Annotated in this window: 20 protein-coding genes; 5 read left to right on the top strand and 15 right to left on the bottom strand. The window is 72.5% G+C overall.

Annotated features, from left to right (window positions below; translation table 11 throughout):
* Window positions 1-156: 156 nt before the first annotated feature.
* From ACFVTX_RS06470 to ACFVTX_RS06405, 14 genes are all read right to left on the bottom strand, one after another.
* Window positions 157-1,506, bottom strand: coding sequence for an aminotransferase class V-fold PLP-dependent enzyme (locus ACFVTX_RS06470; RefSeq protein ID WP_386898765.1), 1,350 nt, complete (start codon window positions 1,504-1,506; stop codon window positions 157-159).
* 151 nt (window positions 1,507-1,657) lie between these two features.
* Window positions 1,658-2,287, bottom strand: coding sequence for an alkylhydroperoxidase domain protein (locus ACFVTX_RS06465; RefSeq protein ID WP_386898764.1), 630 nt, complete (start codon window positions 2,285-2,287; stop codon window positions 1,658-1,660).
* Window positions 2,284-2,892: a CMD domain protein gene (locus tag ACFVTX_RS06460; protein ID WP_386898763.1), complete on the bottom strand. Its 609-nt coding sequence runs from the start codon at window positions 2,890-2,892 to the stop codon at window positions 2,284-2,286. Before ACFVTX_RS06460 ends, ACFVTX_RS06465 begins: the two co-directional genes overlap by 4 nt.
* Window positions 2,893-2,967: 75 nt before the next feature.
* Window positions 2,968-3,987 carry a putative FMN-dependent luciferase-like monooxygenase gene (locus ACFVTX_RS06455; protein ID WP_386898762.1) on the bottom strand — a complete coding sequence of 340 codons (1,020 nt, stop codon included), beginning with the start codon at window positions 3,985-3,987 and terminating at the stop codon, window positions 2,968-2,970.
* Window positions 3,984-5,768, bottom strand: coding sequence for a dipeptide ABC transporter ATP-binding protein (locus ACFVTX_RS06450; protein ID WP_386898761.1), 1,785 nt, complete (start codon window positions 5,766-5,768; stop codon window positions 3,984-3,986). The genes ACFVTX_RS06455 and ACFVTX_RS06450 overlap by 4 nt, the downstream gene beginning before the upstream one ends.
* On the bottom strand, window positions 5,765-6,709 hold the full coding sequence (locus ACFVTX_RS06445; protein WP_386898760.1) for an ABC transporter permease: 945 nt from the start codon (window positions 6,707-6,709) through the stop codon (window positions 5,765-5,767). The genes ACFVTX_RS06450 and ACFVTX_RS06445 overlap by 4 nt, the downstream gene beginning before the upstream one ends.
* Window positions 6,706-7,644 carry an ABC transporter permease gene (locus ACFVTX_RS06440; RefSeq protein WP_386898759.1) on the bottom strand — a complete coding sequence of 313 codons (939 nt, stop codon included), beginning with the start codon at window positions 7,642-7,644 and terminating at the stop codon, window positions 6,706-6,708. Before ACFVTX_RS06440 ends, ACFVTX_RS06445 begins: the two co-directional genes overlap by 4 nt.
* A 110-nt stretch (window positions 7,645-7,754) precedes the next feature.
* Window positions 7,755-9,389, bottom strand: coding sequence for a TIGR04028 family ABC transporter substrate-binding protein (locus tag ACFVTX_RS06435; RefSeq protein ID WP_386898758.1), 1,635 nt, complete (start codon window positions 9,387-9,389; stop codon window positions 7,755-7,757).
* Window positions 9,390-9,456: 67 nt separating this feature from the next.
* Complete coding sequence (locus ACFVTX_RS06430) at window positions 9,457-10,911, bottom strand: NtaA/DmoA family FMN-dependent monooxygenase (protein ID WP_386898757.1); 1,455 nt, start codon at window positions 10,909-10,911, stop codon at window positions 9,457-9,459.
* A 170-nt stretch (window positions 10,912-11,081) separates the two neighbouring features.
* Complete coding sequence (gene msuE, locus ACFVTX_RS06425; RefSeq protein WP_386898756.1) at window positions 11,082-11,675, bottom strand: FMN reductase; 594 nt, start codon at window positions 11,673-11,675, stop codon at window positions 11,082-11,084.
* 238 nt (window positions 11,676-11,913) lie between these two features.
* A complete protein-coding gene (locus ACFVTX_RS06420; protein WP_386898755.1) occupies window positions 11,914-12,336 on the bottom strand; it encodes a DUF2809 domain-containing protein in 423 nt (140 codons plus the stop codon).
* Entirely contained in the window at window positions 12,333-14,303 is a 1,971-nt protein-coding gene (locus ACFVTX_RS06415; RefSeq protein ID WP_386898754.1) for a DEAD/DEAH box helicase, read from the bottom strand. Before ACFVTX_RS06415 ends, ACFVTX_RS06420 begins: the two co-directional genes overlap by 4 nt.
* Before the next feature lie 87 nt (window positions 14,304-14,390).
* Window positions 14,391-14,924 (bottom strand): hypothetical protein, encoded by a 534-nt coding sequence (locus ACFVTX_RS06410; RefSeq protein ID WP_386898753.1) that lies wholly within the window; start codon window positions 14,922-14,924, stop codon window positions 14,391-14,393.
* Window positions 14,925-15,018: 94 nt separating this feature from the next.
* A complete protein-coding gene (locus ACFVTX_RS06405) occupies window positions 15,019-15,348 on the bottom strand; it encodes a hypothetical protein (protein WP_386898752.1) in 330 nt (109 codons plus the stop codon).
* 137 nt (window positions 15,349-15,485) lie between these two features.
* On the opposite strand from ACFVTX_RS06405, the gene ACFVTX_RS06400 reads away from it, so the two are divergent.
* The 4 genes from ACFVTX_RS06400 (at window position 15,486) to ACFVTX_RS06385 (ending at window position 20,848) form a co-directional block, all read left to right on the top strand.
* Window positions 15,486-16,856: an MFS transporter gene (locus ACFVTX_RS06400; RefSeq protein ID WP_386898751.1), complete on the top strand. Its 1,371-nt coding sequence runs from the start codon at window positions 15,486-15,488 to the stop codon at window positions 16,854-16,856.
* Window positions 16,853-18,676, top strand: a complete 1,824-nt coding sequence (locus tag ACFVTX_RS06395; RefSeq protein ID WP_386898750.1) for a glycoside hydrolase family 2 protein — start codon at window positions 16,853-16,855, stop codon at window positions 18,674-18,676. Before ACFVTX_RS06400 ends, ACFVTX_RS06395 begins: the two co-directional genes overlap by 4 nt.
* Window positions 18,677-18,752: 76 nt before the next feature.
* Complete coding sequence (locus tag ACFVTX_RS06390) at window positions 18,753-19,787, top strand: DUF2804 domain-containing protein (RefSeq protein ID WP_386898749.1); 1,035 nt, start codon at window positions 18,753-18,755, stop codon at window positions 19,785-19,787.
* On the top strand, window positions 19,784-20,848 hold the full coding sequence (locus tag ACFVTX_RS06385) for a LacI family DNA-binding transcriptional regulator (RefSeq protein ID WP_386898748.1): 1,065 nt from the start codon (window positions 19,784-19,786) through the stop codon (window positions 20,846-20,848). Before ACFVTX_RS06390 ends, ACFVTX_RS06385 begins: the two co-directional genes overlap by 4 nt.
* A gap of 62 nt (window positions 20,849-20,910) precedes the next feature.
* On the opposite strand, the gene ACFVTX_RS06380 is transcribed toward ACFVTX_RS06385, so the two are convergent.
* On the bottom strand, window positions 20,911-21,144 hold the full coding sequence (locus ACFVTX_RS06380; RefSeq protein WP_386898747.1) for a hypothetical protein: 234 nt from the start codon (window positions 21,142-21,144) through the stop codon (window positions 20,911-20,913).
* Window positions 21,145-21,279: 135 nt separating this feature from the next.
* Here ACFVTX_RS06380 and ACFVTX_RS06375 point away from each other — a divergent pair, with 135 nt between their 5' ends.
* Window positions 21,280-23,202: an endonuclease/exonuclease/phosphatase family protein gene (locus tag ACFVTX_RS06375; RefSeq protein WP_386898746.1), complete on the top strand. Its 1,923-nt coding sequence runs from the start codon at window positions 21,280-21,282 to the stop codon at window positions 23,200-23,202.
* Window positions 23,203-23,936: the final 734 nt, after the last annotated feature.

Below are 23,936 nucleotides of genomic sequence, written 5' to 3'. Positions count from 1 at the left end.
CGCGGACAAGCGTTCGAACAGTCCCCCGTCTGCGGCATCCGCGCGCACTCTTCAGGACGAGCGCCCCGATGCGCCCGGCACGAGGCCTCTCGCCCCGCTCATCCTGAATTGCGCAGCGCGAAGCGCTCCGCCCTGCCGGCGGGGTGAGCCGCCGCCTCAGAAGACGGGTCGCGGCCGATCGTCGACGAGCGGATGCCACCCCTCGGGCCCGCGGTCGTACGCGTGCGCCGGGCCGTCGGCGATGAGCCGCGCGAGCGCAGCGAGGAACCGGTCGACGTCGTCGGCCGAGGATCCGGCGCCGAGGCTCGCCCGAAGCCCGTTCGCGCGGGTCGCGACCCGGTCGAAGAAGGGGTGCGCGCAGAAGCGCCCGGCCCGCACGGAGATGCCGTGCTCGGCGCCGAGCGCCGCGGCGAGGAGCCCGACCGATCCGCGTTCGAGTTCGAGGGTGGCGATGCCGAGCCGGTCGTCGGCGTCGTCGAATCCGCGGACGACGCGCACGCCGCGCTGCCGGGCGAGGCCCGCGTGCAGCCGTTCGGTGAGGGCGCGCTCGTGGGCGTCGCGGGCGTCGTCGCCGAGGCGCTCGAGTTCGCCGAGTGCGCGGGCGATCGCCGCGATGCCGATGACGTTGGGGGTGCCGGCCTCGTGGCGGGCGGCGCCCTGCTTCCAGGCGACGCGGTCGAGGGCGACCGACTCGACGGCGCCGCCGCCGGCGAGGTGGGCGGGCGCAGCGTCGAGCCAGTCGGCGCGGCCGATGAGGGCGCCCGAGCCGAAGGGCGCGTACGCCTTGTGCCCCGAGAAGGCGAGGTAGTCGATGCCGGATGCCTCGAGCGAGACCCTGCGGTGCGGCAGGAGCTGCGCGGCGTCGACGGCGATGCGGGCGCCGTGCGCGTGGGCGAGTGCGGCCAGCCGGTCGATCGGCAGCACCTCGCCGGTGACGTTCGAGGCGCCCGTCACGGTGAGGAGCGCCGCGGGACATCGGGCGAGCTCGACGTCGAGCGCGTCGAGGGTCGCGTCGATCGTGGGCTGCGCGACGACGACGCGGCGGGCGCCCTCGCGCCAGGGCAGCAGGTTCGCGTGGTGCTCGAGGTCGAGCACCACGGTGTCGCCGGGCACGGCGGCGGCGAGCAGGTTGAGGGCGTCGGTGGTGTTGCGGGTGAACACGACGAGGTCGTCGTCGCGGGCGCCGACGTGCCGGGCGACGGTCGCGCGGGCGGCCTCGACGAGCGCGGTCGTCTGCTGCGAGGGGTACCCGGTGCCGCGGTGCACGCTCGCGTAGAACGGCAGCACCTCGGCGACGTGCGCGGCGACCGCGGCGAGCGCGGGCGCCGAGGCGGCGGTGTCGAGGTTGACGTGCCGCACGACGCGGCCGCCGAGCACGGGCACCTCGAGCCCGGCGTCGACGAGCTGCGCGAGCGGGCCGGGGGGTTCGGGCGCTGCGCTCGTCATCATCGCCGTCGACTCCGACGTGCGCGCGGTGCGGGCGGCGGTCGACTCGGTGGCGATCACAGGACTCTCCTCGGTGCGTGGGTGCGCATGACGCTACGGATGGCCCCGGCCCGCCTCAACCCTTCGTGACGCGGGCCGTCACGGCGCGCAACAAACGGAAACACGAGGGGTCGAGGCGGGGTCGAGGTCTGGATACGCTCGCCGGCGCTCGCTACTCGACCGGCGGGTTCGTCGGCTCGCCGAGCGACAGCATGAGCCGGTTCGCCCAGTTGAAGAACGCGGCCGAGTGGATGACGTCGGACACCGCCTGCTCGTCGAACCCGACCTCGCGGAGGGCGTCGAGGTGCCTGCGCTCGAGCCGCGGCGGGGTGGCCGCGAGCGCGACGGCGGCGTCGATGACGGCGCGCCACGCGGCATCCTGCTCGCCGTCGACGCCCTCGTCGAGCAGCCGCTGCACGTCATCGTGGCGCTTCGAGTGGTGCGTCGCGAACCGCGCGTGCACCGAGGCGCAGAAGATGCAGCCGTTGGCCCGGCTCGTCGCGGCCGCGGCGAGCTCGCGCTCGGCTCGCGGCAGGCCGTCCTTCGCGTTGTAGAAGATGTCCTTGTCGGTGAGGGTGCGCGCCTTCAGGATGTCGGGGTCGCGCGCGAGCAGCCGGAAGTAGTCGCTCTTCGCCCGCGCCCGGTCGACGAGGCCCTCGTACTGGCGCTCGGTGAGCGTCGCCTCGTCGGCCGGTTCGAGCCAGGGCACCCAGCCGAGCTCGGCCTGGGTGAAGACCTCGGGGGTGGATGCCTCGGGGTGCCCGAGCACCCGGGCGGCCTCGTGCGTGGCGTGGTCGGTCATGCTGCGTCCTCCGTCGTGAGGAGTCGGAGCCCGGCGGCGACGCGCAACTGGAATGCGAGGAACGACACGAGCTGGGAGAGGGTCACGATGCCGTCGCTCGACCAGCCGGCTGCGGCGAGCGCGGCGAGCGCCTCGGGCGAGGCCTCGCGCGGGCGGAACACGAGCAGGTGCGCGTGCTCGAGGGCGGCGGTGATCCGGTCGCCGAGCGCCGCACGGGCCGGGTCGTCGGCCGCGACTGCGAGCCGGAGCCCGTCGCGGTTCTCGGCGGCGAGCGCGGCCGTCGGGTAGTCGCCGTACGGGCCGGTCGTGCGCACCGAACCGGCGAGGTCGGCCACCGCCTCGGCGAGGGCGTCGCCGGTGTCGCCGCCCGCGGTGCGGGTGAGGGCACCGTAGTGCGCGGTCGCCACCTCGTCGTCGTGCAGGATCGCGACGAACTGCGCGACGGCGGCCCGCTCGGCGAGGCTCGCGTGCGTCTCGTCGATCGCGGTGAACAGGGCGTCGTAGCTCGCTTGGGCGTTGTCGCGGGTGGCCGGCCGGTGCCGGCGCAGCGCGTCGGCGGCGGTACCGGGGGTCACCCCCGCGAGTCGGTCGATGAGGTCGGTCATTTCGGTGCCTTTCTGTCGTCGGTGGTTCCGGGGGCGGTTCGAGCTCTTCGAGGTCTTCCTCGTTCCAGGGCCGGCTCAGCGGGCGAGCGCGGCGGCCGGCGCCGTCGCACCCCAGCCGAGGGCCGGCGCCACCTCGCGGGCGATGAGCTCGATGGAGCGCAGCACGAGCTCGTGCGGCGGGTCGACCGAGTGCACCTGGAAGGCGACCTCACTCGCCTGCGCGGCGACCGCGTCGCGCGAGAGCGACTCGATCACCTCGTCGACCGTGCCGACGTGCGTGTCGTAGGCGGCGATGAGGTCGTCGAGGGTGTCGCCCGCCGGCGGCTGGCCCTGACGGGTGAAGCCCACGGCGGCGCGACGCAGCCCGACCTCGGCGTGGCGGCGGGCCTCCTCGCGCGAGTCGGCGACGAAGAGCGTGCGCGACGCGAGGATTCGCGGGGGCACGCCGTGCGGCAGCGCCTCGAGGTAGGCGTCGACGACCGGCTGCTGCACGTCCGAGAGGGTCGCGCGCGGAGCATCCGACGGTCTCGGCTGGGTGCGCGAGAGCATCAGGCCGTGACCGGCGCGACCGGCGCGCGTGCCGCCGAAGGGCGAGAACGTCGCCTGCCAGACGCGGCCCAGCAGGTCGCGGCCGGGCGGCTGCAGGCGGTTGGCGTCGTCGCCGAGCGCCCCGCCCGCGAGCGCGGCGACGAGGGAGTCGATCTTCTCGCCGAAGACGCGCCCCCGGTCCTCCGAGCGTTCGCCGAAGGCGAGGAAGGAGGCGGGCGTCGAGCCCGAGCCGAGGCCGAGCTCGGCGCGGCCGCCGGAGACGAGGTCGAGCACGACCGCGTCCTCGGCGACCCGCACCGGGTCTTCGAGGGGCAGCGTCACGACGCCCGTGCCGAGCCGGATGCGGGAGGTCTGCGCGGCGACGTGCGCGAGGAGCACGAACGGCGACGGCAGCCCGCCCTCGGCGGCGTGGAAGTGGTGCTGCGCAACCCAGGCCGAGTCGAAGCCGTGGCGCTCGGCCGCGACGATCTGCTCGGTCGCGATGCGGTAGCGCTCGGCGGGGCCGGCGTCGTCGAGCAGGCGGGTGAAGAATCCGATGCGGGTCATGCGAGGGCCTTTCCTGTGGAGACGGCGAGTGAGACGTCGGTCGGGTCGAGCGCGTCGGGAGCGGTGGGGGCGTCGTGGTCGTCGGCGGCGAAGCCGGCCGCGTCGAACCGCACCGCCCGCCGGGGCACCGCGGCGAGCAGTTCGCGGGTGTACTCGTGCTGCGGCGCGTCGAACACCTGCTCGGTCGCCCCCTGCTCGACGACGCGGCCGCGCCGCATCACCGAGACCGAGTGGCTGATCCGCGCGACGACGGCGAGGTCGTGCGAGATGAACAGGTAGCTGAGCCCGAGCTCCTCCTGCAGGCGCTCGAGGAGCTCGAGGATGCGCGCCTGCACGGTGACGTCGAGCGCCGAGACGGCCTCGTCGAGGATGACGAGCTCGGGTTCGGGTGCGAGCGCGCGTGCGATCGCCACTCGCTGGCGCTGCCCGCCCGAGAGCTCGGCGGGCCGCCGGCCGGCGACGTCGGCGGGCAGCGCGACCCGCTCGATGAGGTCGCGTGCCGTCTCGGCCCGGCTGCGCCGGTCGCCGATGCCGAAGTTCCGCAGCGGCTCGGCGATGATCTCTGCGACGGTCTGCCGCGGGTCGAGCGAGGCGAACGGGTTCTGGTAGACGAGCTGCACCCGACGGCGGAACTCCCGCTTCGCGGCGCCCGCGAGCGCGGTCACCTCGAGCGAGGCCCCGCCGCCGCGCGCGCCGAGCGAAACGGTGCCCGAATCGGGTTCGACGAATCGCGCGATGATGCGCGCCGTCGTCGTCTTGCCCGAACCCGACTCCCCCACGATCGCGTGCGTCGTACCGCGCAGCACCTGGAACGAGACGTCGTCGACCGCGCGGAACGGCTCGCGCCCCCGGCCGAGCGAGAACTCCTTCACGAGCCCGGATGCCTCGAGCACGAAGGGGTTCTCGGCCGCGGCCACCCCGGGGTCGCGCAGGTAGAGCGGCGGACGGGGGTGGCGGAACGGATGCTCGGCCAGCCCCGGGGCATCCGCCAGCAACCGGCGCGTGTACGCCTCGACGGGCGCGTCGATGAGCTGCTCGGTGCCGCCCTGCTCGACGATGCGGCCGTGCTGCATGACGACGACGCGCTCGGCCCGCTCGGCGGCGACGCCGAGGTCGTGGGTGACGAGCAGCACGGCCGTGCCGCGCTCGCGGCGCAGTTCGTCGATGAGGTCGAGGATGCGCCGCTGCACGGTGACGTCGAGTGCGCTCGTCGGCTCGTCGGCGATCACGAGCTCGGGTTCAAGCGCGACCGCGTTCGCGATGAGCACGCGCTGGCGCATGCCGCCCGACAGCTCGTGCGGGTACTGCCTCGCGCGGAGCGCCGGGTCGTCGAGGCCGACGCGGTCGAGCAGTTCGAGCACGCGGCCCCGGATGCTGCGACGATCGCCCCGGCCGTGGATGCGGAAGGTGTCGGCGAGCTGCACGCCGATCGGCCGCACGGGGTTGAGCGACGAGACCGGGTCCTGCGGGATGTAGCCGATGCGGGCGCCGCGCACCGATTCGAGGCGGCGGTCGCTCCAGCCGGCGAGATCGGTGCCCGAGAGGCGGATCGCGCCGCCCTCGATCCGGCCGCCGCCGGGCAGCAGCCCGAGCACGGCGCTCGAGGTGGTCGTCTTGCCCGAACCCGACTCGCCGACGAGGGCGACGACCTCGCCGGGGGCCACCTCGAACGACACGTCGTGCACCACGCGGCGGAGGCCGTCGCGGCCGGCCCCGCCAGTCGCGTATGCGACGTCGAGGTGCTCGATGGCGAGCAGGGGCGTTGCGGCGTTCGTGGTCATCGGGTCCTCCCGAGGGCGTGGCTGATGCGGTTGGCGCTGAGCACGACCGCGACGACGACGAGGCCGGGCAGCACGGTGAGCCACCACGAGGTCGCGACGTAGTTGCGCCCCTCGGCGATGAGCAGGCCCCACTCGGGCGTCGGCGGCGGGGCACCGTAGCCGAGGAACCCGAGCGTCGAGATCGCGAGGATCGCGGTGCCGAACTGCAAGGCCGCGAGGCCCACGACCGAGGTGAGCGAGTTCGGCAGCACGTGCCGGAAGAGCACGGCGTGCAGCCGCGCACCCGAACCGATCGCGGCCTCGACGTAGTCGGCCTGGCGCACCCGCACGACCTCCGAGCGCGAGAGCCGGGCGAAGGCGGCGATGGAGCCGACGCCGACCGCGATCGCCGCGTTCACGGTGCCGAAGCCGAGCAGGATGATGATGCTGAGCGCGAGCAGCAGCCCGGGGATCGCGAGGAGCACGTCGACGAGCCGCATGACGACCGCGTCGACCGCCCCGCCGAGGGAGCCCGCGAGCACGCCGAGCAGGGTGCCGCCGACGAGTCCGACGGTGACGGCGACGAACGCGCCCGAGAGCGAGTGCACCGCGCCGTAGACGACCCGGGTGAAGAGGTCTCGGCCGATCGCATCGGTGCCGAAGAGGTGCTCGGCGCTCGGCGCCTGCAGCTTGTCGGCGGGCACCCCCGCGAGCGGATCCTGCCCGGTGAACAGCCACGGCACGATCGCCCACGCGATCGCCACGGCGATCACGATCCAGGCGAGCACGAGTCCGGGCCGGATGCCCCGGAGCCGCCGCCGCACGTTCTCGGCCGGTCGAGGAGCTGCCCCCGCAGCCGGTCGAGTAGGGAGCGCAGCGACCGTATCGAGACCCTCCGTCGCATGGTCTCGATACGGCGCCGGGGCGCCGACTCGACCGACCGGCTCCACGTCGACGCTCATGCCGCCACCGCCTTCCGCTTGAGCCGCGGATCGAGGATCGGGTACACGAGATCCACCGCGAGGTTCACGATGACGAACACGAGCGCGGCGAGGATGACGATCGCCTGCAGCACCGCGACATCCTGGTTGGCGACGGCCTGCTCCGTGAGCCGGCCGATGCCCGCCCGCCCGAAGACCGTCTCGGTGACGACCGCGCCGCCGATGAGTTCGCCGATGAGCACCCCCGCGATGGTGATCGTCGGCAGCGTCGCGTTGCGGGCGACGTCGCGCCAGAGCACGCGGGCCGGACTCGCGCCCTTCGCTCGCACGACCGCGACGAACGGCGACAGCTGCACGTCGTCGATCGCCCGGGCGAGGATCTGCGCGAGCGGGGCCGAGATCGGGATGGCGAGGGTCAGCACCGGCAGGATGAGCGCCTGAACGGGGTCGGCGCCGATGACCGGCACGAGCCGGAGCTGGAACGAGAAGACCTGGATGAGCACGATGCCGAGCCAGAACACCGGCACCGAGACGAACACGCCGGGCAGCGAGCGCAGCGCCTGCCGAAGCCAGCCGAACGGCGCGAGCGTCGAGAGGAAGGCCAGGGCGACGGCGAGCACGACCGCGACGAGGAACCCGAGCCCGGCGAGCGCGAGCGTCTCGGGCAGCGCCGAGCCGATGAGCTCGTGCACCGGGGTGCCGTACTGCACCGAGGTGCCGAAGTCGCCGGCGAGGAATCCGGCGACGGTGTGCAGGTACTGCTGCCAGACGGGCACGTCGGCGCCGTAGCTCTGGCGGATCTCGGCGATCTGCTCGGGCGAGAGGCCGAGCTCGGGGCTCTCGAACTTGATCAGGATCGCGTCGCCCGGCAGCGCCTGCAGCAGCACGAAGGTCGCGGTGAACGCGATCGCGAGCACGAGGAGCGCCTGCCCGGAGCGGCGTGCGAGGTAGGCCATCGTCCGCTTCCTTTCTGATGGGTTCGCCGGTCGAGTAGGCGGAGCCGTATCGAGACCCGCCGGCGTGGTCTCGATACGGCCCTGGCGGGCCTACTCGACCGACGGACCGGCTACTGCTTGTCGACCCAGGTGTCGTAGAACAGCGGGCGGGCGACCGCCTCGGTCGTGAAGCCGTGCACGTACGGCGCGGCGCCGTAGACCTGCGGCTCCTCGAAGAGCGGGATCACGTACGCCTGCTCGGTGAGGTAGTCCTGCACGGCCGCCGAGGCCTCGTCGCGCTTCGCGGGGTCGGGCTCGGATGCCACGGCCAGGAGGAGCTCGTCGAGCTTCGCGTCGTCGGAGAGCAGCGTGTTGCGGTTCTTCGTGAAGTACTGGCTCTTGATCACGTCGTTGTCGGCGCGTCCGACCATCGAGTGGTACAGCGGGGTCTTCAGCGGGTCGAGGATGTCCTCGGCGTAGCTGCCCGCGTCGGCGGCCTTAACCTCGAGTTCGACGCCGATCTTCGCGAGCTGCTGGCTCACGAGCTCGAGCGTCTGCTTCGAGAGCGGCTGCGGCTTGGCCTCGTAGACGGTGAGCGAGAGCCGTTCGCCGTCCTTCTCGCGGATGCCGTCGGCGCCGGGCGTCCAGCCGGCCTCGTCGAGCAGCTCCTCCGAACGCTCGGGGTCGTAGGCGAGTGCATCCGACTCGTCCGTGTACCCGGCGGCCGTCGCGGCGAGCTGCGAGGTCGCGACCGGGTAGTTCTCGGTGAAGATCGTGTCGACGACCTCTTGGGCGTCGACGCCGTGCACGAGCGCCTGGCGCACGCGCAGATCGCTGAGCAGCGGGTTGGTGAACCGCAGCCCGAGCGAGTTGTTGACGCCCCGGGTGGGGGCGGCGACGATCTCGAAGCCGGCGTCCGCGACCTGGGCCTCGTCGAAGGCCTGCACGTAGCGGATGACGTCGGCCTGGCCCGCGAGCAGCGAGCCGATGCGCACGCTGTCCTCGGGGGTGACGATGAGGTCGATGGCGTCGAGGTACGCCCGGCCCTGGTGCTCGAACGAGGGCGGCGCCCAGTCGTAGTCCTCACGGGCCTCGAGGTGCAGCGAGGTGCCGATCTCCTCCTCGGTGACGACGAAGGGCCCGGAGCCGACGATCTCGGTCGATGAGCCCGCGCCCCAGTCCTCGAGCTTTCGATCGAGGGTCTCGGGCGAGACGAGCCCCGAGTTGATCGTCGAGGTCGCCTGCAGGAACCCGGGTGCGGGCGCCGAGAAGGTGAAGGTCACCGTGTCGGCGTCGACCACCTCGCTCGCGGCGTAGTTGTTGATCGCCTCGGAGACGGTGAGGCCGAGCGCCTGGTCGCCGAGGCCGTAGGTGTCGAAGTTCTTCGCCACGGCGGCGGCGTCGAGCGGCGTGCCGTCAGAGAAGGTGACGTCGTCGCGGAGCTCGAAGGTGTATTCCGTGGCATCCTCGTTGACCGACCACTCGGTCGCGACCCACGGCTCGATCTCGAGGGTCTCGGGGTCCTGCCAGGTGAGGCGCGCCGTGATGTTGTTCACGATGCCGCCGTTCGGGTAGAAGCCGGCCTGCGGCGGGTAGAGCGTCGTGTGGGGCTGGTGCTCGAGGTAGGTGAGCGTGCCGCCGGCGACCGGGTCGCCGGAGGCGGCGCCCGTGCCCTGGGCGCCCTGCCCGGCGCAGCCGGCGAGCAGGCCGGTCGCGGCGAGCGCGGCGACGCCGGCGGCGATCAGTCGCGTGTTCTTCGTGGACATGTGCTGTGGGTTCCTTCGGTTCGGAAGCGGGACGTTCGCCCCTGGGTGCGGGGTGTGATCGTCGAAGCTACGGATGCCCCGCGCCCGTCTCAACCACCCCTCGACGCCTGCCGTCACCGCGGGAAACCGGCGGCAACGGTGCGTCACCCGGCGTCACGTGGACGTTGTCGGGGCGGGCCAGGCCGAGGTGCTCGCGAAGGGTCTCGCCCTCGTACTCGCTCGGGAACACGCCGCGTCGCTGCAGCTCCGGGACGACCCCGAGGGCGAACGCGTCGAACTGGGCGGGCTGGATCGCGGAGAGCACGTTGAAGCCGTCGACGGCGCCCGCGTCGCCCCAGGCCTCGAACTCGGTCGCGATGTCCTCGGCGGTGCCGACGATCATCGACGCGTTCACCGAGGCGGCAACGACGAGGTGTCGGAGTGTCGGCGGCCGTTCGCCCGAGGGGTTGCGCCCGGTGCGCTCGGCGACGATCTCGACGAGCTCCTGGCCGGGGGCGCTGAACTCGGCGACGATCGCCGGGGTGACCGCCCGGTCGGGCGACAGCCCGGAGACGTCCACGCCGAGGAGCGTCGAGAGCTGGACCAGCGAGCGGTTCGCAGGGAACGCCTCGGGCGGCCCGTCGGGCCAGTCCTCGGCGATCTGCACGAGCTCGCTGAGCTCGTCGGCGATCGACTGCGCGTGCTCGCGGGTCTCGCCGACGATCGGCAGCACGGGCGCGATGACCTTCAGGGTGCGATCGTCGCGGCCCGATTCGAAGGCGAGCGCCCGCAGCTCCTCGCGCACCTGCACCGCGTGGTCGAGGTCGCTGACCGCGACGAGCGCGAGGTCGGCGTTCTGCGCGGCGAAGAGGCGCGAGCGCGGCGAGGTGCCCGCGTGCACGATCGGCAGATGCCCCTGCACGGGCCGCGCGACGTTCAGCGGCCCCGTCACGCTCAGGTGCTGGCCGTTGAAGTCCGTCGCGTGCAGCTTCGTCGGGTCGAGGAACACGCCCGCCGCGGCATCCGCGACGATCGCGTCGTCCTCGAACGAGTCCCAGAGGCGGCGCAGCACGTGCTCGAACTCGACCGCGCGGTCGTAGCGGGTCTCGTTCGCCGCGTGGAAGTCGCGACCGTGGTTGCCGGCCGCCCTCGGCTCGGCGCCGGTCACGAGGTTGAGGCCCGCGCGCCCGCCGCTCAGCAGGTCGACCGAGGCGGTCGCCCGCGCCAGGGTGAACGGGTCGGAGTAGCTCGTGTTCGCCGTCGCGATCAGGCCGATGCGCTCGGTCACCCCCGCGAGGTAGGTGACCGCCGACAGGGGGTCGATGCGGGCCACGAGGTACGGGTCGCGGAACTCGAGGTCGTGCCCGGTGGCGAGCCAGTCGCCGAAGAACAGGTAGTCGAGGCGCGCCTGCTCGGCGACCTCGGCCGTGCGGCGCAGCACCGCGGCATCCCCCCTCGGATCTCGATGCGCACCCGGATACCGCCAGCCCGACGGATACGCGCCGATCGCCCTGACCATTGCGCCGATGATGAGTCGTGTCATGTTTCGACCTCCCGGGCTCCGACGCTAGGGAGGGCGATCGGATGCCGCGAGCCCACCCCGTCACACGGGGGAATCGGGTGTCACACGGGGACAGCGGGCGTCACATGACGGGGCCGGGGTCGGTCGAGTAGCGGGCCGAGCGAGCGTATCGCCACCCCGACCGCTCCTCCTCACCAGGTCGAGACGTACTCCGAGACCCGGTCGGGCAGCGTTCCCCGCACCACGGGCGCCCCGCGCTGCACCGCCTGCGCGATGCGCTCGCGGAGCTGGGGCGACGCGATCCGGTAGTCGACGAAGTCGCCGTCGCTCGCGTAGACGCCGATCGGCAGGGTCAGCGCCTGGAAGAACGAGAACAGCGGGCGGAGCTGGTGCTCGATGATGAGCGCGTGCCGGTCGCTGCCGCCCGTCGCGGCGAGCAGCACCGGCTTGTCGATGAGCGAGTACTGCCCGACGAAGTCGAACACGTGCTTGAAGAGCCCCGTGAAGCTCGCCCGGTAGACCGGGCTCGCGACGACGAGCAGCGTCGCCGACTCGATGCGGCGGATCGCCGCCTCCGCGGCCGGGCTCAGCTCGTCGCGCCGCAGCGCGCCGCTGAACTCGCGCCCGATCTCGCCGAGCTCGATGAGGTGCGTCTCGACTTCGACGCCGGGCTGCGCGGCGAGCGCGACCGCGAACTCGGCGAGGATCTCGCCGACGAGCACGGTGGTCTTGGACGGCGAGTGCAGGCTGCCCGAGACGGCGACGAGCGAGACGTGGTGCGACATGCCTCGACGCTAGGCAGGCCCCCGGGATGCCGCGACCGCGCCGGTCACACGGCGGAACCGGCCGTCACGCGGGGTCACGCTCGGCTCACCCTCGCACAATTCAGGATGAGACGGACGACACCCCTGCATGCGGACCTCTCACCGCGCTCATCCTGCAGAACGCGCAGGCAGGTTCGATGGTCGAGGAGCGCCGACGCGAAGCGGCGACGCGTCTCGAGACCACCGACTCTCGCCGGGTTCAGGCTGCCGAGCTGCGAGTCTCACCCCGCCGAGCCGCCACCGCACGCGCGAGCGGCACGAGCGCGAGCAGCAGCAGGCCGCCGAGGGCGTAGCCGAGGAAGTCGAGCGGGTCGAACGAACTGCCGAACACGAGTCGCGCGGGCGGGACCGCCTCGACGATCCGGGCGGGCAGCCCGGTCAGCTGCAACAGCTCGACCGCGGCCGCCACGCCGAACGCGGCGGCCGCGATCGCCCAGGCGGGCAGGCGCGGCCAGACGATCGCGACCACGAGCCCGACGAGGCACGCGTAGAGCGCGCTGCCCGCGAGGTCGATCGCGACCGTGCGGCCCGGCAGCTGCAGGCCGAGGCCCGCGAGCAGCACGAGCACGGCGGTCGCCGCGAAGCCCAGCCTCGCGCGCGACTCACCCGTCGTGCGGCTCACTCGTCGCGGGTGCCCTTGTGGCGGGGCTTGCGCGCCGGACGGTCGTCGCCCGCTTCGCTCCTCGAGTCGGTCGTCGGGCGCTCGTCGCGGTCGTCGCGGCGCGGCCGGTCGTCGCGGTCGTACCGGTCGTCGCGGCGCGGCCGGTCGTACCGGTCGTCACGACGCGGCCGGTCGTCGCGCTGGTAACGCGAACCCCCGCCACGGCCGTCGCGGTCGCCGCGGCGCGGCGCACCGCGGTCGGGCCGCAGCTCGATGAGGCGCCCCGAGATGCGGGTGCCGTCGAGGCGCTCGAGGGTCTCGCGAGGCAGGTCGGCGGGCAGTTCGACGAGCGAGAACTCGGGCTTGATCTGGATCGCGCCGAAGTCGTCGCGGTTCAGGCCGCCCTCGTTCGCGAGCGCGCCGACGATCTGGCGGGGCTCGACGCGGTGACGACGGCCCACGGCGATGCGGTAGGTCGCGAGCGGCACGCCGCTGCCGCGGGGGCGGCGGTCGGGGCGCTCGCCCCGGTCGTACCGGTCTCCGCCGCGGCCTCGGTCGTCGCGGTCGCGGCCGCGGTCGTCGCGCCCACGATCGCGGTCGCGGTCGAAGCGTGCGGGCCGCTCGGGCTCGGGCTCGAGCAGCAGCGGCGACTCGCCCTGGGCGACCACGGCGAGCGCGGCGGCCACGTCGACCTCGGGCACGTCGTGGTGGCGCAGGTAGTGGGCGATGATGTCGCGGAAGCCCTCGATGCGCTCGTTCTGCTCGAGCGCCGCGGTGATGCGGTCATCGAAGCGGGCGAGGCGGGTGACGTTGACGTCGTCGACGCTCGGCAGCGTCATCGGGGTCATCGGCTGCTTCGTCGTCTTCTCGATGCGGGCGAGGAGGCTGCGCTCGCGCGGAGTCACGAAGCTGATCGCGTCGCCCGTGCGGCCGGCTCGGCCGGTGCGGCCGATGCGGTGCACGTACGGCTCGGGGTCGGTCGGGATGTCGAAGTTGACGACGTGCGAGATGCGCTCGACGTCGAGGCCGCGGGCCGCGACATCCGTGGCGACGAGGATGTCGAGCTTGCCGTTCTTCAGCTGCTCGACCGTGCGCTCGCGCTGGGCCTGCGCGACGTCGCCGTTGATCGCGGCGGCCGCGTATCCGCGGGCGCGCAGCTTCTCGGCGAGCTCCTCGGTGACGTTCTTCGTGCGGACGAAGATGATCATGCCCTCGAAGTTCTCGACCTCGAGGATGCGGGTGAGGGCGTCGACCTTCTGCGAGTACGCGACGATCAGCGACCGCTGCGTGATGTTCGCCGAGGTCTGCGTCTTCGTCTTGACGGTGATCTCTTCGGGGTCGTGCAGGTACTGCTTCGACATGCGGCGGATCGCGGCCGGCATGGTCGCCGAGAACAGGGCGACCTGCTTGTCGTCGGGGGTGTCGGCGAGGATCGTCTCGACGTCTTCGGCGAAGCCCATCTTGAGCATCTCGTCGGCCTCGTCGAGCACGAGGTACTTGAGCTCCGAGAGGTCGAGGGTGCCCTTGTCGAGGTGGTCCATGATGCGACCGGGGGTGCCGACGACGATGTGCACGCCGCGGCGCAGCGCCGAGAGCTGCACGCCGTAGCCCTGGCCGCCGTAGACGGGGAGGATGTGCACGCCCTTCAGGTGCGCGGCGTACTTCTCGAACGCCTCGCACACCTGCAGCGCGAGTTCGCGGGTGGGGGCGAGCACGAGGGCCTGCGGCGTCTTCTGCGAGAGGTCGAGGCGGGCGAGGATGGGCAGTGCGAACGCGGCCGTCTTGCCGGTGCCGGTCTGGGCGAGGCCGACGACGTCGCGCCCCGCGAGCAGGGTGGGGATGGTCGCAGCCTGGATGGCGGAGGGGGTCTCGTAGCCGACGTCGTCGAGCGCCTTGAGCACCGCCCCGTCGAGACCGAGGTCTGCGAATGTCGTCGCGGCGGGCTCTGCGGGAGCCTCGGCCGGGGCGGGAAGTTCTTCAGAAGTCACGCTTCAGGGTAGTCCCCCGGCCTGTGAAAGCCCCGGTGGATGCCGCGGGGCGCCGCCTGCTCGCCCGGTTCCGCCGGTCGCGGCCGGTCAGCCCTTCGGCTTCTTCGGGCCCTGCCCACGACCCGGGTGATCGTCGTCGTGCTCCTCGGGCTCGGGCGACGGCTCCGTCGGCTCCTCGGGTTCGGGGTCGACGATCGGGTCGTCGGGCACCTCGACGACCGGCTCGTCGGTCGGGTCGCCCGTCGCGGGCGGGGTCGCCCGCGGAGCAGGCGTCGCCGTCGGCAGCACCGGCGGGTAGGCGCGCGAGGTCGCTGGAGCGCTGGGGGTGGGTCGGGGTGCATCGAGCCCCGACGCCTCGGTGCCGGGCTGCCCGCCGAGCCGGATGAACGCGGCTCCGCCGGCGATGACCCCGATGGCGACGAGCGCCGCGGCGGTCGAGAGCGCGACGGCACGGTGGGCCGACACCCACGCGGAGACGGCCGCGACGACCGGCGCGAAGCGGGCGGTGACCTTCGCGAGCCCGGCGCTCGTCGCTGAGAGCGCCTTCGCGACGGGCGAGGCGGGTGGCGCCGCGCGGCGCCCGCGCGGGCGGAGGGGCCCGTCGCCCGGTCCGTCGCTCACGTCGCCCTCGATTCGTCTCGCCGCCCGCGTTCGGGGGCCACGATCGAGGATAGAGGGCGGAACCGACGCGCGCACGCGGCGGCCCTGCCGCCGGTCAGCTCGAGACGATGAGCGTGTAGACGAGCGACCCGAACTGCTGCAGCACCACCATCGCGCCGACCGTCGTGCCGATCGCGCCGTAGACGCGGGTCGCGCCGGGGCGACGGCAGGCGACGATGCCGACCGCGATGGCGGTGAGTGCGAGCACCACCGAGATCGTCGCCATGATGAACGACACCGTCGAGAGCGAGGCGTGGTCGCCCGCGCGGATCAACGACGCGGTGATGAAGATGTTCACGAAGTCGACGACGACGAGCACGATGCCGAGGACGAACGCGACGATGCCGATCGGTTGCGTCGAGGTGCTGCGTGCGGCGTCGGTCATGGGGTCACCATAGCGGCCCCGACGGACGCGCGCGGAGACGAAACGGCCTGTGAGCGCTGGGACATCCCTGGGCCGCTCGCCCGGAACCTGCTACTGTCGTGCTGATTTCAACGTTGAAACAGGATCACCCGAGGACGATGACGACCCGAACCCGACCACACGGCACCCCGACCGCCGAGACCGCGAGCGCGCCTGCACTCGGCCCCCGCACCTGGGCCGCGATCATCCTCATCGGCCTCGTCGGCCAGCTCGCGTGGGTGATCGAGAACATGTACCTCAACCTGTTCGTCTACGAGACGGTCTCGTCCGACCCCGGCGTCATCGCCTGGATGGTCGCGGCGAGCGCGATCGCCGCGACCGTCGCGACCCTCATCGTGGGCGCCTGGTCCGACCGGCTCGGCCGTCGCCGCGAGCTCATCGCGGGCGGCTACCTCGCGTGGGGTGCGGTGACCGCGGCCTTCGGCCTCGTCGGGGCGCCGGATGCCACGGCGGAGGCGGCCCCCGTGCTCATCGGGGCGGTCGTCGCGATCATCGCGCTCGACTGCGTCATGAGCTTCGTCGGCTCTGGCGCGAACGACGCGGCCTTCGCCGCCTGGGTGACCGATTCGACGGTGCCCGCGAATCGCGGCCGGGTCGACGGCTGGCTCGCGACGATGCCGCTCGTCGCGATGCTGCTCGTCTTCGTGCTGCTCGACCCCATGACCCGAGCCGGCCAGTGGCCCGCCTTCTTCGCCCTCGTCGGCGGGGTCACCGCCGTCACCGGCGTCGCCGCCTGGTTCCTCGTGCGCGAACGGGGTGTCGCCCCGCGCGAGCAGCACGTGCTGCGCGCGGTCGTCGACGGGCTGCGGCCCGCGACCGTCCGGCGCGAGCCCGCGCTCTTCCTCACCCTCGCGATCTGGTGCGTGATCGGCATCAGCTCGCAGGTGTTCATCCCCTTCGTGCTCATCTACCTGAACTACTCGCTGGCGCTCGAGGCCTCGGCGATCGCGCTCGGCATCGTGCTCGTCCTCGCCTCGGCGCTCAGCGTCCTCGGCGGGCGGGTGATGGATCGCGTCGGCAAGGAGCGGTTCCTCCTCCCCGCGGTCGGGGTCTTCGTCGCGGGCCTCGTCGCGATGGCCTTCGTGCGCGACTTCGCCTGGGTGATCCTCGCCGCGACGTTCATGATGGCCGGCATGATGGCCTCGATCGCCGCCGTCTCCGCGATGACCCGCGACCAGACGCCCGCCGACCGCGCGGGCGGCGTGCAGGGCGCTCGCATGATCTCGGCGGTGATGGTGCCCATGGTGATCGGCCCCGCGATCGGCGCCGCGGTCATCTCGGGTGCGGCGCACAGCTACGTCGAGCTCGGGCGCGAGCACCCGGTGCCCGGCCCCGAGATCTTCCCCGTCGCCGCCCTCGTGCTGTTGGCCGTGCCGGTGCTGTTCGCGCTCCGTGCCCGCGTGATGCGGCGTGCCGCAGCAGAGGCCGCCGGCACCGCCGGCACGACCACGGAGGAGACGCGCGCGTGAGCCGCCGCACCCCCTGGGCCGACGGCCTCGACCCCGACGCGGTGCTGCCCGAGTACCCTCGCCCGCAGCTCGCCCGCGACAGCCACCTGAACCTCAACGGCTGGTGGGACCACGCGTTAACCGCCGACGACCGGCCGCCGAGCAGCTGGGACGGCCGCATCCTCGTGCCCTTCTCCCCCGAGGCCGAGTTGTCGGGCGTGGGGCGCCAGCTGCAGCCCGGCGAGCACCTCTGGTACCGGCGCACCGTCCGGTTGCCCGAGGGCTTTCTCGTCGACCGGGTGCTGCTGCACTTCGGCGCGGTCGACCAGCGCTGCCGCGTCTTCGTCGACGGGGTCGAGCTCGGCGCGCACGAGGGCGGCTACCTGCCGTTCTCGATCGACGTGACCGAGACCCTCGCCGACGGCGACACGCACGAGCTCACGGTCGACGTCGTCGACCCGAGCGACACCTCGTACCACTCGCGCGGCAAGCAGTCGCTGAAGCGCGGCGGCATCTGGTACACCGCGCAGTCGGGCATCTGGCAGACGGTGTGGATGGAGTCGGTGCCCGCGCTGCACGTGCGAGGGCTCGAGCTTCGTCCGAGACTCGACGACGAGACGATCGAGGTCGTCGTCGAGGCATCCGCCCCTGAAAGCGCAGACGGTGGTGAACCGCCGATCGCGACCGTCGTCGTGCGTGCCGACGGTCGCGAGCTCGCCCGGGCCGAAGGCCCGGCGGGGCGGCCCCTCACGATCCCGATTCCCGGTGCCCGCCGCTGGAGCCCCGACGACCCCTTCCTCCACGACGTCGAGGTGCGCCTCGGCGACGACCTCGTGCAGAGCTACGTCGGCATGCGCTCGGTGGGGGTCGCACCAGATGCGGCGGGGCGGCCGCGGCTCCTGCTCAACGGCGAACCCGTCTTCCACGCGGCGGTGCTCGACCAGGGCTACTGGCCCGAGGGCCTCTACACCCCGCCGTCCGACGAGGCGATGGTGCACGACCTCGTCTCGATGAAGGCGCTCGGATTCAACGCGGTGCGCAAGCACATCAAGATCGAGCCGCTGCGCTGGTACCACCACTGCGACCGGCTCGGGCTGCTCGTCTGGCAGGACATGGTGAACGGCGGCCGCCACTACAATCCGGCCGTGATCACGGCGCCGGTGAAGCTGCCGGTGCGGCTCGACGATCGCCGGCATCACCTGTTCGGCCGGCAGGATGCCACGGGGCGCGCCGAGTTCACCGCCGAGCTCGAGGCGACGGTGCGGTTGCTGAAGAACTCGCCGAGCGTTGTCGTGTGGGTGCCGTTCAACGAGGGGTGGGGGCAGTTCGACGCCCTCGCGGCCGTCGACCGGGTACGGGCGATCGACCCCGACCGGATCATCGACCATGCGAGCGGCTGGCACGACCAGCGCGGCGGCGACCTCGAGAGCCTGCACGTGTACTTCCGGAGGCTGAAGCCGCGGCGTCGGTGGGGCCGCGACGGCCGCGCCGTCGTCGTCTCGGAGTACGGCGGGTACAGCCTGCGCCTGCCGGGTCACGAGTTCGGGCCGCGCGAGTTCGGCTACCGGCGCTACCGCAGCATCGAAGCACTCACCGAGGGATTCGCCCGGCTGCACCGCGAGGAGGTGCTGCCCGCGATCGCGGCGGGGCTGTCGGGCGTCGTCTACACGCAGCTGTCCGACGTCGAGGACGAGCTCAACGGACTCCTCACCGCCGACCGCACCGTCGTGAAGGTCGACCCGGGCCGCGTGCGCGGCGTCCTCGGCGAGCTGTTCGCCGAATTCGCCGCGGTCGCGGCGCCGACCGCGACATCCGAGGCCTCGCCGGCACCCACCCGCTGAGTCTCCCCGACCCGACCGACCCGACCCGACCCGACCCGACCTGACCCGACCCGACCCGACCCGAGAACGGAACCCCATGGCCCGCACCATCGTCGAGCACGAGCTCACCTCTCCCGTCGCGCTCTGCGGACCCGACGGCCGCCTGAACCGCGACGCCGTCGGCTGGACGCGGACGCCGCAGCACGACACCTCGGGCATCGACGGCCGCCGCGTGTGGGGCCGCAACAAGCGCTGGGAGTACTGGGCGATCACCACCCCGACCCACCTCATCGCGCTGACCGTCTCGTCGATCGACTACGCGGCGGTGCACGCGATCCTCGTGCACGACCGTCGCGACGGTTCGACGATCGACCGCTCGGCGATCGCGCCCCTCGGCTCGAGCGCGACCCTGCCCGCCTCGCTCGGCGACGGGCCGGCGCGCGCCCGAACCTCGTCGATCGAGATCGACATCGACGAGCTGCCCGAGACCTCCGGCACCCGCCTCCGCGCCGCCGCCGAGGGCGTGCGTCTCGAGATCGATGCGCACCGCCCCGCCGGGCACGAGAGCCTCGGCGTCGTCGTGCCCTGGTCGGACCGCCGGTTCCAGTACACGGTGAAGGATGTCGCGCGCCCCGCGACCGGGTGGCTCGAGCTCGGCGGCGACGGCGACCGGCCGGTCGAGCGCATCGAGCTGCCCGAAGGCGAGAGCTGGGCGGTGCTCGATCACGGCCGCGGCCGCTGGCCGTACAAGATGATCTGGAACTGGGGCGCCGCCTCCGGCCGGGTGGACGGCCGGACGATCGGCCTGCAGCTCGGCGGCAAGTGGACCGACGGCACCGGCTCGACCGAGAACGCGGTCGTGGTCGACGGACGGCTCCACAAGATCAGCGATGAGCTCGACTGGGAGTACGACGTCGACGACTGGCTCGCGCCCTGGCGCATCCACGGCGAGCACGTCGAGCTGCGGTTCGAGCCCTTCTGGGATCGGGTGAGCGCGACCGAGCTCGTCGTGTTCGGCTCGCACGGGCACCAGTGCTTCGGGCACTACTCGGGCTGGGTCGAGACCGACGGCGAGCGCATCGAGGTCACCGGCCTGCTCGGCTGGGCCGAGGACGTCAGGAACCGCTGGTGAGCACGCGCCGCTCGGCCGGCCCGACGCTGAAGGACGTCGCGGCGATCGCCGGGGTCTCGTACCGCACCGTGTCGAACGTCATCAACGCACGGGTGCCCGTCAGCGGGCCGACGCGAGAGCGGGTCGAGGCCGCGATCGCCGAGCTCGGCTACCGGCCGCAGCTCGCGGCGCGCCAGCTGCGGATGGGCCGCAGCAACCTGATCACCCTCTCGGTGCCGTTCCTGTCGCTGCCGTACTTCGCGCAGCTCGCGCACGCCGTCGTCGGCGCCGCCGAGCGGGTCGGCTACGACGTCGTGGTCGACGAGACGCACGGCGATCCCGAACGCGAGCTGCGCGCAGCCGCGGGCTTCCAGGCGCTCCTCACCGACGGCATCCTGCTGAGCCCCATGTCGCTGAGCGATGCGCAACTCGTCGCCGCGCGCGGGCGCACGCCGCTCGTCGTACTCGGCGAGCGCATCCGCGCCGCGCGCGTCGATCGCGTCGTCGTCGACAGCGTCACCTCCTCGCGGGATGCCACGGCGCACCTGATCGCGTCGGGCCGCCGTACGCTCGGGTTCCTCGGCACCGTGCCGGACGCCTCGATCGGCGCCGCGGCCGCCGACCTCCGCCTCGAGGGCTTCCGATCGGCGCTGCGCGCGGCCGGGCTCGAGGCCGAACCGCAGCATCTTCTCGAGGTGTCCCCGTGGGACCCGGAATCCCCGGAGGGCGACTACTCGCGTGAGGAGGGATATGCCCGGGTGCAGGCGCTGCTCTCGGGCGTGCATGGCCGGGCGGGCGGGCTCGACGGGCTCGTGTGCGCGAACGACCTCCTCGCGATCGGGGCGCTGCGCGCATTCCGCGAGGCGGGCGTCGAGGTGCCCCGGGACGTCGCGGTGGTCGGCTGGGACGACTCCCCCGAGTCGGCGTTCGCAGCACCGTCGCTCACGAGCATCGCCCCCGACCTCACCGAGCTCGCACGGCTCGCCGTGGCATCCGTGCTGCGCCTCGTCGACGACCCGCACTCGCCGCCGCGCGTCGAGCAGGCGCCGTACCGGCTCGTGGTGCGCGAGTCAGCGCCGTAGGGAGGCCTCCGCCCGACGGGTGGCCCCGCTCGCCGCGCTCGTGATGCCGCTCACGAAGCAGATCAGAGGGTGTTCGCGATCCACCAGCCGACGATGAACAGCCCCATCGCGACGAAGAGCAGTCCGATGATCAGGAACAGGGTGCGGCTCGGACCCTTCGCGTCGGCGGTGCCCGCGCGGGACCGCCGCTCCGCCGCGATGGTGTCGGCGAGCCAACTGCGTCGCATGACGAGCGCGGCGCCGGCGACGAGGGCCAGCACCGCCCAGACGAGGGCGAAGATCAGGCCGGGTTGCACGGTTCCAGCCTAACCGCGCGCGACCGACTGCGGCACGCAGGGGCACCGCACGAGGGTTCACCTCGCGTCCATCCGCGAGCCAAGTGGCGGCCCTACGGTTTCCTCCGGTCAGACCCACCCCGAAAGGACCGTTGCATGGCTTCCGCCTCCCTGCCTGCGAGACGAGCGCTCATCTCGCTCGTCGCCGCCGGCGTCGCGATCACCGCCTTCCTGTACGCGCCTCCGGCGCATGCGGCCGGAAGCTCGTTGAGCCTCGACACCTCGACCATCGCCGCCGACGAGACCGTCACCATCTCGTTCGACGCCGGCGACGCCGTGCACGACCGCAACTGGATCGGCATCTACCGCGACGGCGCGATGCCGGGCGGCCCCACCTCGCTCGACTGGCGTTATGTGCCCGAGGCGAGCGGCGAGGTCGCCTGGGGGCCAGCCGACCGCGACGGTTGGAGCCACAACACCGCGACCATGGGCGCGGGCGAGTACGACGTCTACCTGCTCGAGGACGACGGCTACGGCGTGCTCGCCGGTCCGATCGATCTCACCGTCACGGGAGCCCCGACCGGGCCGTCGACGCCCCCGGCCGACCCGAAGCCCGAGGTCGACGGCGTGAGCGAGCTCGATGTGCTCGCCTTCAACGTGTGGCACGGCGGCACGCAGGTGCCGAACGGGGCGCAGGAGATCGCCGACATCATCCGCGAGACCGACGCCGACGTCACCTTCATGCCCGAGGTGGGGCAGGCGCCTGCGCAGGTCGCCGAGCTGCTCGGCTACGAGCACCTCATCGCGACCGACACCGGCATCGTGTCGCGGTACCCGATCGTATCGAGCGACACGATCGACCGCTGGTGGACGAAGGCCGTGATCGACGTCAACGGCACCGAGGTCGTCGTGTACGGCGGGCACCTCGAGTACCGCTGGTACACGACGTACCTGCCGCGCGGCTACGGCGGCGAGATCCACGGTGACTGGCCCACCGGCTGGAACACGTGGAACAAGCTGGATGCCCCGGTGACCGACGTCGAGCAGATCCTCGCCGCGAACCTGCAGTCGGGGCGGCCCGCGACCGCTGCCGCGCTCGTCGAGGACATCGCGGCCGAGCGCGAGGCCGGCCGCATCGCCGTCGTCGGCGGCGACTTCAACGAGCCCTCCGCACAGGACTGGACGGCGGCGACCGCCGGACTCCAGGACCACAACGGCGTCGTGATCCGCTGGCAGACCACCCAGACCCTGCTCGACGGCGGACTCGTCGACGCGTACCGCGAGGTGCACCCCGACCCGGTCGCGAACCCCGGCATCACGTGGCCGTCCGACAACGAGCGCTTCCCGACGTCGTCGCTGACGTGGGCGCCCGAGGCCGACGAGCGCGACCGCATCGACTACATCTTCGCGACCCCCGACGAGCGGCTCGCGATCGATGACGCCGCCGTCGTCGGCCCCCAGTCGTCGATCGTGCGCAACGAGCGCGTCGTCGACGACAGCGCCGACGAGATCCTCACGCCAGACGCCGTATGGCCCTCCGATCACAAGGCGGTGCTCGCCGAGTTCCGCATCTGCGACGACGGGTGTGACACCGAGCAACCGTCGACCCCGTCGGTCGTGCTCGGCGCGGGCACCGTGGCCGCGGGCGCGACCGTCGACATCTCGGGCAGCGGCTTCACGTCCGGCGCCGAACTCCGCCTCGAACTGCGCTCGACCCCGGTCGCACTCGGCACCGTCACCGCGGACGCCGAGGGCTCGTTCTCGACGACGGCGACCGTTCCCGTCGATACCGCAGCGGGTGCGCACCATCTCGTGGTGATCGACGCCGAGGGCGCGGAGGTCTCGGCCGAGCTCACCGTCGCGGCGGCGGCAGGCGGCGGCGAGACCCCGGGCACAGGCGGCGGCTCCGACGGCGGCACGACCGGCGGAACCGGCACGGCAGGCGGCGACGGTTCGGGTGACAGGGCCTCGCTCGCGAGCACCGGCGCGAACGTGCTGCCCTTCGCGGTCGGCGGTGGCCTGCTGCTCGCCGCCGGGCTCGCCCTCGCACTCGTGCATCGGCGCCGCCGGGTCGCGTAGACGCAGGCGCTCACAAAGCCGGTGCTGACCTCGCGGTCGCGCCGGCTTCGTGCCGTTGCCGAAGGAGAGCGCGCGGGCGAACGACGCCGCCCCCGCGGCATCCGACCAGAGAAACAGAGAAAGCCCGGAATTCCACTGGAATTCCGGGCTTCTTGGTAGCGAGGGCGGGACTCGAACCCGCGACACCACGAAGACGACGGGGCCGCTCGTGAGTCAATCTCTTTTCTCTGGAATCTCGAATGATCTCGGACTGACCAGGGATTCCTTGCGAGAACGGATGCTGCGGCAGCGACTCTACTCGGTCGGGCTGGGAACGTCTGGAGCGAGTTCGGATCGATATTCGTTGAATAGGCGTGCGCGCATCGTATGCCGGCGCCTCACCATTGGGGACAAGTCGGCAAGCTCGTACTTGTGTGCGCACCTGAACGAGGATGTCTCGTTCATTCTGTGTAGAGCTGCCGCACTGGGCCTGGACTTTCGCCTGAACGATGTTCTGGAGTTGACGAAGATGATTTGTCGGAGGCTTTTGAGGCTGTCCCCCGGCGTTTGCCTTGGGCATCCATCGCGACAACAAGGGCAGTCGAGCCGAGCTGCCGCCGCACTCTCCTCTTCCATCCTCAGAGATGAGAACCACAACGAGCGGGCATCAGCTTCTTGCGCGACAGGTCGCCCGTCACGCCGAAGATGATGAGGCTCGAGGGCCCCGCGATGCGATTGAGTCGGTAGTCCTTCGG

Source organism: Agromyces sp. NPDC058136 (assembly GCF_042884375.1).
GTDB lineage: Bacteria > Actinomycetota > Actinomycetes > Actinomycetales > Microbacteriaceae > Agromyces.
The sequence above is the reverse complement of the archived record's forward strand: the minus strand, read 5'-3'. Positions and strand labels throughout refer to the sequence as shown.

Excerpts from the sequence above, each read along its gene's own strand:
- ACFVTX_RS06465 (WP_386898764.1), bottom strand. The coding sequence starts at position 2,287 with ATGACCGACCACGCCACGCACGAGGCCGCCCGGGTGCTCGGGCACCCC.
- ACFVTX_RS06460 (WP_386898763.1), bottom strand. The coding sequence starts at position 2,892 with ATGACCGACCTCATCGACCGACTCGCGGGGGTGACCCCCGGTACCGCC.
- ACFVTX_RS06455 (WP_386898762.1), bottom strand. The coding sequence starts at position 3,987 with ATGACCCGCATCGGATTCTTCACCCGCCTGCTCGACGACGCCGGCCCC.
- ACFVTX_RS06450 (WP_386898761.1), bottom strand. The coding sequence starts at position 5,768 with ATGACCACGAACGCCGCAACGCCCCTGCTCGCCATCGAGCACCTCGAC.
- ACFVTX_RS06445 (WP_386898760.1), bottom strand. The coding sequence starts at position 6,709 with ATGAGCGTCGACGTGGAGCCGGTCGGTCGAGTCGGCGCCCCGGCGCCG.
- ACFVTX_RS06440 (WP_386898759.1), bottom strand. The coding sequence starts at position 7,644 with ATGGCCTACCTCGCACGCCGCTCCGGGCAGGCGCTCCTCGTGCTCGCG.
- ACFVTX_RS06435 (WP_386898758.1), bottom strand. The coding sequence starts at position 9,389 with ATGTCCACGAAGAACACGCGACTGATCGCCGCCGGCGTCGCCGCGCTC.
- ACFVTX_RS06430 (WP_386898757.1), bottom strand. The coding sequence starts at position 10,911 with ATGACACGACTCATCATCGGCGCAATGGTCAGGGCGATCGGCGCGTAT.
- msuE (WP_386898756.1), bottom strand. The coding sequence starts at position 11,675 with ATGTCGCACCACGTCTCGCTCGTCGCCGTCTCGGGCAGCCTGCACTCG.
- ACFVTX_RS06405 (WP_386898752.1), bottom strand. The coding sequence starts at position 15,348 with ATGACCGACGCCGCACGCAGCACCTCGACGCAACCGATCGGCATCGTC.
- ACFVTX_RS06400 (WP_386898751.1), top strand. The coding sequence starts at position 15,486 with ATGACGACCCGAACCCGACCACACGGCACCCCGACCGCCGAGACCGCG.
- ACFVTX_RS06390 (WP_386898749.1), top strand. The coding sequence starts at position 18,753 with ATGGCCCGCACCATCGTCGAGCACGAGCTCACCTCTCCCGTCGCGCTC.
- ACFVTX_RS06375 (WP_386898746.1), top strand. The coding sequence starts at position 21,280 with ATGGCTTCCGCCTCCCTGCCTGCGAGACGAGCGCTCATCTCGCTCGTC.